The organism is Pseudomonas sp. KCJK9111 (assembly GCF_046231935.1).
Classification (GTDB): domain Bacteria; phylum Pseudomonadota; class Gammaproteobacteria; order Pseudomonadales; family Pseudomonadaceae; genus Aquipseudomonas; species Aquipseudomonas parafulva_B.
Map to the genome: position 1 here is coordinate 53,021 of NZ_JBJJMO010000016.1, position 14,895 is coordinate 67,915.

A 14,895-nucleotide genomic window follows, 5' to 3' on the forward strand; every position below is an offset into this window, starting at 1 on the left:
ATCAATTACGCCTGAGGGAGAAGTTGACGTTTCAGCTGCTGCAGCCGCTCGATACGTGCCAGGGTCGCTTGCGCCTGGGCGAGCGCTGCTTGGTCGGAGGCAGACGCCTCTGCAGGCGCGGTCACGGATTCGAGCAGATTCACGCCTTGCATGAAATGAGCGATGTGGCCGCCTTCCATGGCGGGCGACGCCTGAAGAATGGCTTTGACCGTCTTGCCGTAACTCGATGTCGACGATGCGGTGCTACGGATGCGTTGTTCGAGCTGATCCCCTGGCACCCCTTCGAGCGTCAAGCGGGTCATCTTGTTGACACTTTCAGTGACCGGATTGTGTTTGTCTGACGAGGCGGCCAGCGTAGATGCCGCTCCCCTGAGCTGGGCCTTGAGTTGTTCCCGTCGGTCGCCTGCAAGTGACTGCACGCGGGCTTTCAGGTTTTCGCGTTCCCGCTGGCGCTTGGCTTCCTGCTCCTGCGGACGCCGTTCGCTATCGTCGTGGTGCGTGGTACTGCTCGAAGATGGCGGGCTGTCGTCACTGACCGCTTTGGCAATGGCGGCGGCAGCAGCGACTGCTGCAACGCCGATCAACCAGGGTAGAGGCATTGCAAGTCTCCTTACTTGAGGCTGTCGAGTTTGGTGCGTGCTTTTTGCATTTCGGACGTATGAGCTTTGAAGGTGCGCCGAGCGCCGTCGATGTGCTCTACGAAGGCTTTGGCCTTGACCACATATGGCTCGGTGATCTGCTCGATCAGCTTGAGGTCCCGTTCGATCTCAGCGTCGATCCGCTCGCCCAGCTCCAAAGCACGCCGTGCCAGGCGCCTATGCCGGGCCTCTGCCAGAGACTGAGCGAGGCTTTTCGAAAGTGTTTGCAGATGCTGCGCCAACTGTGGGATGCCGCTTTTCTCGCAGAGCCCTTGCTTGTTCTTCTCTACACCGCTTTTGAAGCGCGTGTTGGAGATGACGAAGCATTCAGGCGCCGTACCCAGATGAATCAAGGCCTGGCGTTCGATGGTGTCCTTGACTGCGGCGAGGTCGGCGTCCTGCAGCTTGTCCAGCTGGCTGATCACTAGCACCACCCGCTCGCCAACATCCTGGCCATAAGCGCTGCGCAGCTGGTCGAGTAGGGCCACTTCTTCCTGGTCCAGTTCACCAGGCGGGGCATGAACGAACAGCACAACATCAGCAGCATCGAGGCCCTGGTTCGCTTGTTGAGTGTCATCCTGGTCATAGCCCAGACCTGGGGTATCCACCAGTACGTAGTTGTCGAGTTCCAGCGCTTGGTTGGTACGGGTGGTACGCACATCACCGGTTTGGAAATGCTCGTCGCTGGCGTGGCCGCTGAGCATATTGAGCAGGGAGCTTTTCCCTGCCTTGACCAGGCCCCAGGCGGCAATGCGGGGCTTGCTCGGGGGGGCATTGTCGCGCTGGTTAACAAACAGCTGGTACTCCGCCTCCAGCGCCTCAAGTCGTTTGGTCCGGTCCATCAGTCAGCGTCTCCTGTCGCATCACTGTTGTTTGCTGTCCATCAGCCCACTGCCAGGCTCAGGGTGCAGAGCATGATGTCATACGGCTATTAAATATGCATTTTGACTTTATTGCCGAGCGCGATCGGTAGGCATTGGCAGGAGAGTTACGGCTTTAGCCTTGAGATGTTAAGCCTTGGGCAAGCTCACAATGGGTTCGGGCTATCCAGCATCATCGGATTAAATGACCAGAATCCGCTTGCCTAGCAGGTTGGCGCTGTCACCCAGTTGATCTGGCATGACGCTGCTGTACCAGGTGGCGACCCCCATGACACCAGGTTCGAGGAGGGATGGTAGAGTTTTAACATGCCATGGTGGCATTATGCCCTCTCAATCATACGGTTTTTTGCAGGGGAAGGCTGTGGTCGCACTGTGAGCTCATCTCCAACGTTTGCAATCGTGGCAAACCAGCTCGTTACACCCACCCAATGTCCCGCTCAAGGAATGAAGGCAATGATCAAGAAATCGGTGACGGAGCTCGCATTCGTCAACAGTAAATCGCCCTTACCCACCGTCGAGGTCGATTCGCAGTCCATCGAGGACGCAGGTTTCAGCATCTACCGCACGGTGATGCAGGTACTCACCCAATTGGCTGAGCAGGACGCTTCAGTGCGGGCGACTCTCTATATGTACGGTACTGTCAGCGTCAATTTCCGCGAGCCTTGCTGGTCTGAATTTTTGCTAGTTGCAGGCCCAGAAAAAGTGCTGCGTGCCTTGGGGGCTGGCTTTGAACGTTTGCCGGCCGTGAAGTCGCGATTCAGTGATTACGTTCCGTCTTCCGCAGCCCTGCGCACCTTCCATGTCCAGGATGGCTTAGTGTGGGAACAAGAGGATGCCAGCACATGGTACTCCCATGCCCAGACGTTGGCTGACCTAACCGCTGAAGTAGACGAGGCTGAAGAGGCCGACGACGATGGCGAGCTGGTCGAGGGGGATGACGCGGAAGAGGCCTGGGATACCGAGGACCTGGAGGCTTCGGATGACCTGGAAGAAGACTCAACGGTCGTTATCGGAAACCGGAAGGCGGCTCGCTATCGGGCCGCGCGCTCGGATGCGAAAGTGAGCACCATCCGGGCAAGGATCGAAGAAGTCTTCGGGTTGCCGGAAGGTTCTGTCGCACTCTGTGGGCCAGACGGCCGCGCGTTGCGAGGAAACGCGCTGATCAGGACGCTGCGTAAACGTTGGGACGAAAATTGATCCCGGAATTCTTACCCGCCAAGCCGAATTCGCTTGTACGGGTCAGTACTCTGTCTTTCGCAGAATTACTCAATGCAAGCGATTGGCCGTTGGCATTGGACAGCTATCAGCGTGGTTTCGTCTGGGGGCCAGACAAGCTGACGCAACTGGTCAATGACCTAGCAACATATGCAGCACAGGCGGATACCACCCTGCCTTACTACATGGGTGGTGTACTACTGCATCGCGACGCAAGCCAGTCGAAGCGGTTCATCATCGATGGTCAGCAGCGCATCACCGCGCTGTCGCTGTTGTATCACCGCTCTACCGGCAAGCTGCCAGTGGGACAGGCACTCAGCTATTCGGGACAATCCGCGCGACATATTGCTGAGGGGTTGCAGGCATTGAGGCAAATGGAGGCGATTGCGCCGCAGATCATCGAAAGGCTGCGACTGACAGTGATCGAAGTGGACAGCACTGATCTCGCTTTCACCTTCTTCGACACCCAGAACAACCGCGGGGTGCGCTTGGAGGCCACTGACCTGCTCAAGGCCTATCACCTGCGTGCGATCGACTACGCGCAAGGGAAGACTGAACTCAAGGCTGCACTGCAGAGGGATTGTGCAGAGCGCTGGGAGAGGCTGCAACGCCACCCGGCGGTGCTGAGCCCAGGTCAGGACTTCGCCCCTAACTTATTCAATCGTTTTCTCTGGCGTGCGCGGCGTTGGCGCGGATCGCACACGCCTGCGGGGAAGCACGAACCGCTCCTGGCAGAATTCCAGCGCGACACTTGGCCCCACGCCGCCGACAGCCGTAGCTGTATTGACAGCGTGCCGCTCTACGCGACCCGGCACAATCGGCTAGCGTCCTGCATGACGCTGGCGGGAGATGGTGATTATGTGCTGCAGGGTAGCCAGCTGCGAGTCGGGCAAAATCCTGCAAGCCTGCCTATGGCGTTGCGTCAGCCCATCCATGAAGGTGTTGGGTTCTTTCTATACGCAGACAAGTACGCAGCGTTGCTGCAACGGCTAATGAATGATCCTGCTCCTTGTCCGCAGGTCAGTATCTTCCGCACGATTTACAAACAGCTGCTGCGTAGTAACCAGGAGTACCTGCGCGAGATCTTCATGCTCTGTAGCCTGATGTATGTCGATCAGTTCGACGTTGAACAACTGACCGCTTTTGCCCTGCGCTTGGAGTTTTTGCTGGGCGCGATTCGCCTGGAGAAAAAACAGGTCAAGCAGGAAACCGCGGCCAATTTCTTCAGGCTGGCCGAGCTGAACCTGTTGGATGTGATTGCCCAGAGTTACCACCCGAAGCAGGTGCTGGATTTCCTTCAGCACCGACAACAAGCGGTGGCGTCTTCGTATGCTAACGAAACGGTATCAGCAGGGCAGGGGGTGCAGGGGCGATACAAGAGGGCGGTCCTGGATTTCTATCAAGGGCAGTTGGACTCCGAATGCTCGACCCTTGCGGGAAAATCGCTATGGCTCGAAACGTACTTGAAGACTTGCCAGGAAGATCGCCATGAGTATTGATTCCCGTCTCTTCACCTTGGAACAGCTGGTTCATCAAGACGACGCGGCCTGGTGCTTCAACGTGCCTATTTACCAGCGTCTGTACGTCTGGGGTGATGATCAGATCAAGACATTGATGACCGATATGGCGAATGCCTTTGATCGGGGCGAAGACCAGTTTTTTCTGGGTGGTGCCCTGCTGGTCGAAAAAACCTCTGAGCAAGATCGCCTTAAGGGTCTGCGCCGCTTCGACCTGATCGATGGGCAGCAGCGCTTCACGACGCTGTGGATGCTCAGCACGGTCGCCATATGGAACCAAGTGATGGGCGACTTCAGCAGGGTAGTGCTGAAGGACAGCGTGATTCCACGCCTGCATTTCTCGATCCGCGAGCAGGTGAACACCTTTCTTGCCAGCATGATGCCTGGCAAAAGTGCAGCAAGCCCAGAGATCCCGGATACTCAAAGCATGAGAGAAGCTCAGCAACTGATGGCTTCTTTCAAGCAGACCTACAAGCGTGCGGATGGCAAGCCTGTGGATGACGAATACCTCAAGGAACTCGCTTGCTTCGTTTATCGCAAGGTTTCGCTCGTGCTCACACAGGTGCCTGAGGGGATGGACTTGAACAAGTTGTTTGAGGTCATCAACAACCGCGGCATCCAGCTCCAGCATCACGAAATTCTCAAGGCTAGGCTACTGCGCGACATCCCCGCCGAAAGTCGTTCCCGTTACGCAGCTTTGTGGAACGCTTGTGCCGACATGAGTGGCTTTGTCGAACGTAATCTCTGCCAGGATACACAGCTGGAGGCTCACCGTTTGGGTGATCTCTATAGCAAAGGGCAGTTGCTTCACGCAGTAGCTGTGCACGGCCTGCTGTCGCGAAGAGCCGAGGCTGCACAGGTGGAATCTGCTGAACGGCTGACCTTGGATAACATTGTCAACGGCGCAGATCCCAAGTTTGACAATGGATCCGCGACCATCGCGATGGACGAAGGGGAGGCACCATGGGCGCGCAGTATTATTGGCTTCCCTTTGTTCCTTCTGCATGTGCTGCGCATCTGGTTGAAAGAGCAAGGGCAGCCGGACCTGCCCCGCGTGCTGGATCGGCACCTGCTTACCTTGTTCGAGGCCCATTTACTGCAGCCGGCGGAGCCCGCGCAGCGTACCGCGAGGGCACAAGGGTTCATCGACCTGCTTTGGCGTATGCGGGTGCTTTGGGATGAATACGTCATCAAGTGGGTCGATCAGGGGGATGACGAGGTTCATCAAATTTGCCACACCTCGATCTCTGCCAATGATGACAAGCGTTACATCAATCGCAGCCGTGACAATGATCTGAAACAAGGCATGTCGTTACTGCAGAGCATGCTCTACCACTCCCAGGAGATCACCACCCATTATTGGTTGACTCCGTTCCTCTATTTCATCCACAAGCATGCGCAAACCTTGCGTGGCAGCGTGGAGGAGGTTGAGCGCTACTACGGCTTCCTGTGCCATTTGGATAACCAATTGCTCGGGGAAGTGACGAGCGATCCCTTGGTAGTGCGCACGCGAGCATTCATGAATGAGCCCTGGTGCACCGCTGCTGCGCTTCAATTCGAAGCGGTGTTGCCCTGCGATTATGGCGTCGACTTTGCCCATTACTGGTTCTACAAGCTGGACTTTGTGCTCTGGCATGAGCAGCATCGTGATCATGATGCATGGGGCAACTTCCGCTTCACAGCCAAGAACTCGGTGGAGCATATTTCGCCGCAGAATCCACAGGCGACCGATACCAATAAGGTCACCAGCGCCTGGCTGAACCGCTTTGGCAATCTGGCGCTGGTCTCGCGCAGCATCAACTCCGAGTACAGCAATTTGCCGTACAACGAAAAGCGCCAGCGATTCCTAAACAAGCGAGCCCTTGAGAAGCGGCCAGACTCTTTGAAGATGGACTTGATATATTCGAATAGCGAATGGGGTGATGCGAAGGCAGAAGCGCATCAAACTGCAATGCTGGAGGCAATGCGACGCCATTACCAAAGGGATTTCTGTAACCACTAGCGGGTAGCGAAGGCTTGGGATTTCAGCGAATCCTATGCCGTCATTCAGCCGCCTGCTTGCTAAGGCATGGAACGCCCTCGACAAGCTTTTTCGGTCTCCCAAGTCAGGGGGCCATTAGTGGTTCCCGGCTTTACGACGGTTACGGCTCAGGCTAAGGTGATGGCATAAAGATATTATTCTCTGGCATTTTTCCAAGGAAGGTTCCGGGGGCGCGTTGATACGCCCATTCCACTCCGAGCTTGTAGTGCCCCAAAACGTGCTTGGCAAGGTGCTGTCGCTGTCCCCAGCGGGACAGGCGATTGGCGCATTCGTGTGGGTAATGCGGTCTTGCTGAATATCAAAAAATGCTTAATTGAAGGCGGAAGGTATGGATTTTTCGACGTTGTTGCACCTATGGGGTGCAGCAAGCTCTGAGCAGCTGATAGCACCAAAAATGGTTGTTGGTCTCGTTTTCATTCTTTGCGCTTGGTACTTCGTCCGTTACTTCTGTAGGTCATTCAAGCTTAGCGCCCAGCTGAAACGTTTGACTGTTAGCTTGCAGAACGTGAAAACTCTCGCTCCACCTCTTCGGCGCTCTGAGCTTGAACGTCTGTTCAGTGGCGGCAGATTGGAGCATTCCTGGCGTGAGTATGCTGAAACGCTGCACGATCAGTTCGAGCTCAAGGAGGGCGAACAGGTTCTTGTCCGATCGCGAGCCACTGCCGGTGCTGCACACTTCTTCTCACCGCAAAGTGTGGTTGATACCCCGCTGGGGACCGAGTTCTATAAGCACCTACCGGGTATCTTGACCGGTATCGGGATCGTCGGAACCTTCTTCGGCCTGATGCTAGGTCTTCAGCACTTTGACCCGAGCACGCCTGAACAGGTTAACGCCAGCGTCGATAAGCTGTTGAAAGACGTGCTGTTCGCTTTCATCGGCTCCTTCATTTCAATCATGGCCTCTATCGCCGTCACGCTTACTGAAAAGTGGCGCTTGGGACACTGCTACAAGCTGCTTGAGGCATTTAATGAAACCATCGACGGGCTCTTTGACAGCGGTGTCGGCGAGGAATACCTGGCCGAGCTGGTGCGATCAAGTGCTGAAAGCTCGGTGCAAACCCGTCAGTTGAAGGACAGCCTGGTAACCGATCTGCGGGAAATGCTACAGAACCTGGTTGATACCCAGGTCCGTGAAAGCCTCAAATTGGCAGATACCTTGTCGACGACCTACCGTGACTCGGGGCAGCTGCTGGCCGACCAGGTGAGCGGCGCAATTGAAAATAGCCTCAAGTCGCCGCTTGAAGCCATCGCGGGGGCCGTGCAGGCCGCCAGTGGCGATCAGTCCGGGCAGGTACAGAACCTGCTTCAGGATGTTCTGGTGGCGTTTATGAACAAGCTGGAAGGTACGTTCGGCCAGCAGTTCAATGGCCTGCACGAGTTGATGGGCCAGTCGGTTGCCGCCATGCAGTCGATGCAGCAGGGCTTCTCGACGCTGATCCAGGATATGCGTTCGGCTAGCGAGTCCTCGAATCAAAACAGTTCGACCATGATTGCCCAGCTACTGGCCGATATGCAGGCCGGACAAAACGCCATGCAGGCGGGGATGAACGAGATGCTCGCCAATCTTCAGGCTTCGGTTGCCCGTATCGGCAACGAAGGGGAGGGGGCTGGCGTTCGAATGGCCGAGCAAATGGAGAAGCTGTTTGCTCAAAGCGAGGCTCGCCAACAGGCAATGGCTGAGAATCTCCAGGCTTTTGTCGAGTCGATCAAGCAGAGCATCGGCCAAGGCCAGCAGGAAACCATGGCCAAGATTGCAGGCTCCGTTGAGGTGCTGGGTGAGCAGCTCTCTGCAGTCTTTAAGCAATTGGAACAGGGCCAGCAGCAGATGGATCAATCCACCCGCGCAGCCCAAGCAGACCTGCACCAAGGTACCCGCGACCTGGTGGGTGGCCTCGACGAGCAGGTCAAGGCATTGCTGCAGACGGTTTCCGAGCAACAGAAATCTGCCCAGGACACTGTCAATGCGTTGAGCGCCCAGACAGAGCAGCATCTGCACAGCATGCAGCTAGGTGCGGACAAGATGCGGGCGGCGGCTGAGCGATTTGAAACTGCCGGGCAAAGCGTTGTGCGAGCCAGTGAATCGACTGCAGGGTTGATGGGTACAGTCCAGGGCGCAGGGGCTGAACTTGCACAGGCTTCACGAGAGCTGAATACCGTTGTCGCGGACTACCGGAACAATCGTGAAGCGCTCGCGAAAACGCTCGCTGTCATCGAAGGGGTAGTTGCCAGTGCCCAAGGAGAAGCCAGCGGTCGCAGTCAGTATCTCCAGGACCTGAAAGTTCAGAGCGAACGGATGCAGGCTCTTAACCGTGAAGTGTATGAGTACCTCGAAAACATCAGCGGTGTGCTGGGTAACGGCTTCAAGGAATTCGGTGAGGGTATGGACCGGGCGTTGAGACAAACCCTGGGTAGCCTCGACACCGAGCTCGATAAAGCCGTCAAAAGCCTCGCTGGCGGTGTGGAGGGGGTCAAGGAAAGCCTTGAAGACTTCGGCGACATCATGGAACGCATCAGGCGGTAACGGAGGCTAGTCGATGTTTGGTAAGCAAATGCCTTCCGCTGCCCGTTCCAAGGACGAGGGAGAGAAGCCTTTCTGGATTTCCTTTGCTGATTTGATGACCGCGATGATGATTCTGTTTCTCGTGGTCATGGTGGCGGCTTTGAGCTCCGTGACTCAGCGGATCAACCAGGCGGAACAGGGGGAGAAGCAGCGTAGTAGGGACATCAGTCAGATTTGCGAGCACCTGAGCCTCAAGGCGAAGACTGCCAGCAAGACCATCGTCGTGGACTGCAAGGACAACCGGATTAGCTTCGGCGATGCTGGCCGCTTTGGGCACAACCAGTACGCGCTGAGCAACGATGGCCAATCGGCACTTCAGGAGGTCGTGCCGATGATTCTAGACGCGGCCAACAGTGAAGAGGGGCGCAAGTGGTTCAAGCAGGTCGTGATCGAGGGGTCTACCGATACCGATGGTTCCTACCTTTACAACCTGCACCTGTCACTGCAGCGTTCGGAGTGGGTGATGTGCAGCCTGCTCGATAGTCGTAGCCCGCTCCAGGTCGGATTGTCGCCGGAGCATCAACAGCAGATTAGATCGATGTTTCTGGCGGGTGGTGTGTCGTTCAACAATGCAAAGGACACTAAGGAAGAAAGCCGGCGAGTCGAGTTGCGCATGCAGTTCTTTGGCTTGAAGGAGAAGGAGAGCAGTCTCAAGCCTGATGTGCCGGTGTTCACTAATACTGATGTGGAAAAATGTCAGTTGGCGATGAACCGATGACCAGTTCGATCGCGAGGCTTTCCGCCGCCATTAGCCAAAGCCTGTCAGCTCATCGCACGGTGCAGGCCCCAGAACCGTTGGAGCGATTTCCCCGCCTGGCTGCTGCGGGAGTAGATCTTTACGAGCGATTCGAGCGCGCTGAAAAGGCCTTGCCGCCACCCGAAGAAAAGCGCCGTGCTGCGATAAGCAAGTTTCGCAATGTACTGCCACTCAATGCCTCGGAATGGCGCTTGGTGTTCGCCGGCCTTTCCGACAAGAGTGAGCGCGTCGGGCCGATACTGGAGGATGACCAGCTTTACGCCCGGGTGCACGAAGAAGTGCATCAGCGTATCGAAAAGCGAAGTCTGAGCCGCCGGGATTGGTTGGCGTTGTGCTTCAGCTATTTTGGGTACGACGCCGCTACGCCTGCGCAGAACGACAATTGGTGTCTGTTGCGCGAAGACGTTCAGCTTGGTTTCGAATGTGTCAGAGACCAGCAGAAGCGGGAGAAGGAGTGGGTGCAGATCGTTCAGCAGCATCAGGAGCTTTTTTCCGAGCAGGCAGGTGCCACGCTGGGTGACCAGATGTTCAAGGGCGAGATCAGCGACCTTTCGGCATTGCAGACGATTGCTCAGATTCCGGATAACAGCTGGCTGTGGCGCAGGATCTTCAGCGTACTGATTTCTCGCATTTTCATGCTGGATGATGCCGAGTTTTCTCAGCGCTTGGCCGACCTTGTCGACATCGGCCGTCAGCATCCGCGGTACATGAACGACATTCTAAGTGCATGCCTGTCCCGTTACCACTTGGCAGCTTATCGAGAGAAACCGTCGTCGCTGCTCAAGCAGCTCGCGCTCGACAATTGGGGCAGCCCACAGATCCGCTCCAGACAAAACAGCTGGCTGCAGTACGTTGAAAAAGACGTTTGTGCGATGGTCGTTGCGTGGTTTGCGAAGGAGGATCTGGAGCACTTCTTCAACCTGCTCAAAGGCGAAGCAGAGGTCGATCAATCACGTCTGCATTATTGGCTGCGTTTTGCCAATCAGATGAGTTACACCCGGATTGTCATGGGTTCGGATGCCTGGCATGACAGCGGGCGAGACTTCGTCCACTTCCGAGAGAAGAACAAAGGGCGCCTTAGCCGACTGGTAGGCGGCCCCGGTCACAACAACGCTGTCATCATGCAGATCGGGAACTACTTTTTTGTGGAGTTCTCCGGTACGGGTAATGCCTGCTATGTGTATCAAGCAGACAAGTCGCCTTTCAATCCAGACAAGTTGCAGCTCGAATGGGCGAGCGAGCTGAAGCAGCCTGGCCGTGCACTGGATCGAATGCGGCATTCGCCTGCACCTAGCCGCCCGGACCGCATAGAGGGCTGGCTCAGCAAATTCGATTATGCCCTTGAGCAATGGGGGATTCGTGTACAGAGTCAGGCCGCAGCGGCAGGTTCAGCCAAGCTGTTGCCTTTTGAAGACCAGGTCCGTGACGCTCTGAAGTCGTTCAAACACAAGGTCTATGATCAGCGCGAGCGCGGCGGTGCATTTCAGGTCCAGCTTGATGACCATGACCCGGCCGCCGTAACTGCACTGCAGCGCCTGGGCTTCAGGCCCGTCAATAACCAGCCACTCCGGTTTTGGAGACAGTAATGCTCAAGCGTTTCCTCAAAGGCATTGGCCTGCAGCAGAATTCGGCAGTAGAAAATACTGAGCCGGTTTTTTCCATTGAGGAGCAGGGTATCTGCTATCCCCTGAGCTTGGCGGAGAGTACGGAGTCCTGGTCGCTGGCGAGTTACCTTGATCAGCTGGAAGAAGAGGAGTTCGTCTCCCAGCTGAGCGATCGCTGGCTCTTGACGTGGGATGAGCTCTACCGGCTGCTGGATGAGGCAGTGCACGAAACAAGCCTGCCATTATTGGGGTTGCCGCCGCAGACAGGCCTCATCCCACAATTGAGCAGCCAGGGCAGCCTTGCCTCCGACGATTTCAAGGTCTCCATCAGTGGCTGGCGTGATCCGCAGTCCAATGCCAGCGTGCAGGTGCAGCGAACGGGGGCCATCGTTCAACATCAGGGAGCCACAGAAATGCTGCCTGAGGCGTCCTGGAAACTGACCGGTGCTGTACGACAGCTTTATCTGGCACAACAAAATGAGCCCGGTGAAGTGACCAACCAGATCGGCTGGGCCAGCATCAGAAAGCTGGCGCGCAAGGCTGGCGCTGGTATGGATGGCTTCTTGGATAAGACCGTCGTTATCAAACCCGAGAAACTGCGGCTCAACCCACGAAAGTCGAAGCTTGGCGACACACCAGTTATCGAGTTGCAACCGAGCTTTGATGGCCAGCCGGCCAACTGGCTTGAGAGCTTTGACGGTGCCAAGCAGGTTCAGGATCGATACCGGGTAACGGGTGACGATGGCTCGCTGACTCATGTTCTGATTGAGCCTGAAGTCAAATCGGTACTGGACTACGTGCGTTCGTTACCCGGGCGTCGGGTTGCTGGTGACGATGCCCTTTCATTCGTCCGTAACCCTTACAGCTCGCTCGGCGAAAGTGCCGCACACGTGCTGGATGCCGAAGCCTATGAAGACGAGCTCGCTGAGGCCGGTATTTTCTTTCATCGCTTCCATCTGGAACCCCAACTGGATGAAGCGGGCCAGCGTATTGAGCAGGTAACACTGACGCTCGAGCCGATTTCTCCAACCCCGCAGGCGCCTATCGAAATTGAGTTCAAAGCGGCCCATGAATTCGCGCCGCTTGTGCATGAACTGCACCTGAAGTTGGCCGCCGGCATGCCTGCAGGCTTCTGGCAGGGCTATGAGCTGGAACTCAGCGATTTTGATTTGCGCCAGTTGGCAGGCATCAATGACCTGCTCAAGCGTTGGCAAAACGAAGCGGCCGGAATCGAGTTTGAATCGGTCCTGGACCTTTCTCTCTACGGCGACCGTGTGACAGGCATTGGTGAGGCGGAAAGAATTACTTCGCCTTTCCTGGTCAAAGAGGCGACCGAGAACTGGTTGCCGAAAGATGTGGCAGCGCTGGGCATCGACGCAGAAATCCTGGGTCGGTGGGATCCTTCCGATCGTACTCAATTTGAAGCGTTTGGGCAGCGGCTGGATGAAGCACGCGCTGCCGGTGATGACACGGTCTGTTTGCCAGAGTCCGAAACACCACTCTCGATTGCCGCAGCAGAACAACTGTTGGATGCCTGGTCGAAGAAGATTGCACCTGTCGAGACCGGCCAGGTTGAGCAGCGGGAGAAAGTTGGCCGCGCCGTACTGCAAATTGGCCACAACATTGACGAGCCGACTTACGTACAGGTACGTCAAGCAGCTTTACGCGCCGCTTTGGATGCAACGCCAGAGTTGCCCGGTTTGCTCAAGCCTGAAGTCGTTCTGCGTGACCATCAGCTGCAAGGCGTGGCGTGGTTGCAGCATTTGTTCCGCTTGTCCCCCACGGACGTATCGGGTTGCTTGCTCGCTGATGACATGGGACTTGGGAAAACGATCCAGTTGCTCACCTTCCTGGTCTGGTACCTGGAACAGTACCCAAACGATCAGCCAACACTGATCGTCGCTCCGGTTTCGTTGCTCGATAACTGGGAGCGAGAGCTTCACCGTTTCTTCTTTGCTGACGCGCTGCCTGTATTGAAGCTGTACGGCTCAGCCTTGAGTGCAGTGAAGTTCAAGAAAGATGAAATCCCAGCGGACTTGAAAGCCAAAGGCATCAAGAACCTGCTGCGCCCAGGTTGGATGTGCGATGCCCGAATCGTCCTGACGACTTACGAGACACTGCGTGATCAGGAGTTCTCCCTGGCGCGCCAGCAATGGTCCATCGTTGTGTGCGACGAAGCTCAGAAGCTGAAGAACCCTGCAGCACTGGTGACTCAGGCGATCAAAGCCATCCCCGCACGGTTCCGAGTGGCGTGTACCGGTACGCCGGTCGAGAACACCCTGATTGATCTCTGGTGTCTGTTCGACTTCATTCAGCCAGGGTTCCTGGGCGGTTTGAACCAGTTCGGTCGCGATTATCAGCGCCCCATCGAAGCCGCACTGGAGCGCGATACGGATGCGTTGGAACGCCTGCGTGGGCTTATTGAACCTCAGACTTTGCGGCGCACCAAACAGGACATCGCCAAGGACCTGCCGGCCAAAATCGAAGACGCAGCATGCCGTTCACTTGGCATGCATACCCTGCAGCGTAACCTGTATCTGTCCGAAATTTCCGCATACAGCCAAAAGCAGCAGATCGAAGAGCAGCTAGATCAAAAGACCTCCGGCATGCTGGGTTTGCTGCACAAGCTCAAGCTGATTTGTGCTCATCCTTACAGCGTTCAGCCAGACACGCGGTTGCGCGACAACTCGCCGAAGCTGCAGTGGTTGATGCAGACGCTCGAGTCGATCAAAAGGGCTGGCAACGGCGACAAGGTCATCCTCTTTACCGAGTTGCGAGATATTCAGCGGGAACTGCAGCACGCGATTCAGCAGCATTTCGGGTTTCGGGCGACGGTCATCAATGGTGATACCAGTACCAGCAGTCAGAGCGCCAATAGCCGGCAGAGGCTGATAGATCAATTTCAGGAGCTGCCAGGTTTCGCCGTCATCATCCTGTCCACTATCGCCGTCGGATTCGGAGTGAACGTGCAGGCCGCCAACCACGTTATTCACTTCACGCGTTGCTGGAACCCGGCCAAGGAAGATCAAGCGACGGATCGGGCTTATCGGATTGGGCAGCAAAAGGATGTGTATGTCTACTACCCGACGGTTCGAGATGCGACGATGCCGACGTTTGAGGCGACTCTGGATGAGCTGCTGTGTAAGCGGCGAGCATTGGCGCGAGATATGTTGAGTGGGGCTTCGGAGCTTCAGGCTTCTGATTTTGAGGCGCTGCTTGGACATATGCCTGCCGACCGCAGTGAATTTTAACGGCTGATATCTGGCTATTTGCGTTGCAGCACCGACTTGCAAGAAAGCGCGTATAGTGAAGGCGGCCTATCTACAATAAGCGAAACACGATGATCGGAGAAGTTATGTTTGCTACTACAGATGATGGGAAAAGAATCCAGGTGAATCAAGATGGGACTTGGTTTTTTTGCGAGAATTCGATAAGGGATAGCCGCGTCTCTTTCAGAAAGTCCAGGTGGGGGATGAGCCCGAGTGAGGTAAAAGAGACCGAGCTTGGCGCTACCTGGAAAGATCATGACAACGTTTGTTATTTTATTTCTAGGCTCACCGATCTCGACTGCATGGCAATCTATGTTTTTGCTAATGATCAGCTTTGTCGAGGGAAATACTTAATCACGCAAGAGTTCGTTAATGAGAATAACTATATCTCCAGTCATGATTCGCTAAAAGAA

General features: G+C 56.0%; 10 protein-coding genes. 8 read left to right on the forward strand and 2 right to left on the reverse strand.

What is annotated here, in order from left to right; translation table 11 throughout:
* Positions 1-5: 5 nt before the first annotated feature.
* Together ACK59L_RS08680 and ACK59L_RS08685 are read right to left on the reverse strand one after the other, a co-directional pair.
* The gene (locus tag ACK59L_RS08680; protein WP_409273021.1) at positions 6-599 is read right to left on the reverse strand and encodes a hypothetical protein; all 594 of its coding nucleotides are present in this window, start codon (positions 597-599) and stop codon (positions 6-8) included.
* Between the two features lie 11 nt (positions 600-610).
* Entirely contained in the window at positions 611-1,480 is an 870-nt protein-coding gene (locus tag ACK59L_RS08685) for a GTPase (protein WP_409273023.1), read from the reverse strand.
* A 492-nt stretch (positions 1,481-1,972) separates the two neighbouring features.
* Here ACK59L_RS08685 and ACK59L_RS08690 point away from each other — a divergent pair, with 492 nt between their 5' ends.
* The 8 genes from ACK59L_RS08690 to ACK59L_RS08725 all read left to right on the forward strand — a co-directional run.
* Positions 1,973-2,716: a hypothetical protein gene (locus ACK59L_RS08690; protein WP_409273025.1), complete on the forward strand. Its 744-nt coding sequence runs from the start codon at positions 1,973-1,975 to the stop codon at positions 2,714-2,716.
* Positions 2,713-4,233 (forward strand): DUF262 domain-containing protein, encoded by a 1,521-nt coding sequence (locus ACK59L_RS08695; RefSeq protein ID WP_409273027.1) that lies wholly within the window; start codon positions 2,713-2,715, stop codon positions 4,231-4,233. Before ACK59L_RS08690 ends, ACK59L_RS08695 begins: the two co-directional genes overlap by 4 nt.
* Positions 4,223-6,253 carry a DUF262 domain-containing protein gene (locus ACK59L_RS08700; RefSeq protein WP_409273029.1) on the forward strand — a complete coding sequence of 677 codons (2,031 nt, stop codon included), beginning with the start codon at positions 4,223-4,225 and terminating at the stop codon, positions 6,251-6,253. Before ACK59L_RS08695 ends, ACK59L_RS08700 begins: the two co-directional genes overlap by 11 nt.
* 367 nt (positions 6,254-6,620) lie before the next feature.
* Positions 6,621-8,813 (forward strand): type I Zorya anti-phage system protein ZorA1, encoded by a 2,193-nt coding sequence (gene zorA1, locus ACK59L_RS08705; protein WP_409273031.1) that lies wholly within the window; start codon positions 6,621-6,623, stop codon positions 8,811-8,813.
* A 13-nt stretch (positions 8,814-8,826) separates the two neighbouring features.
* The gene (gene zorB1, locus ACK59L_RS08710; protein WP_409273033.1) at positions 8,827-9,570 is read left to right on the forward strand and encodes a type I Zorya anti-phage system protein ZorB1; all 744 of its coding nucleotides are present in this window, start codon (positions 8,827-8,829) and stop codon (positions 9,568-9,570) included.
* Positions 9,567-11,195, forward strand: coding sequence for a type I Zorya anti-phage system protein ZorC (gene zorC, locus ACK59L_RS08715; RefSeq protein WP_409273035.1), 1,629 nt, complete (start codon positions 9,567-9,569; stop codon positions 11,193-11,195). Before zorB1 ends, zorC begins: the two co-directional genes overlap by 4 nt.
* Complete coding sequence (gene zorD, locus ACK59L_RS08720) at positions 11,195-14,464, forward strand: type I Zorya anti-phage system protein ZorD (protein ID WP_409273037.1); 3,270 nt, start codon at positions 11,195-11,197, stop codon at positions 14,462-14,464. Before zorC ends, zorD begins: the two co-directional genes overlap by 1 nt.
* A gap of 89 nt (positions 14,465-14,553) precedes the next feature.
* Positions 14,554-14,895 (forward strand): hypothetical protein (locus tag ACK59L_RS08725; protein WP_409273039.1); only part of this gene is annotated, 342 nt, incomplete at its 3' end.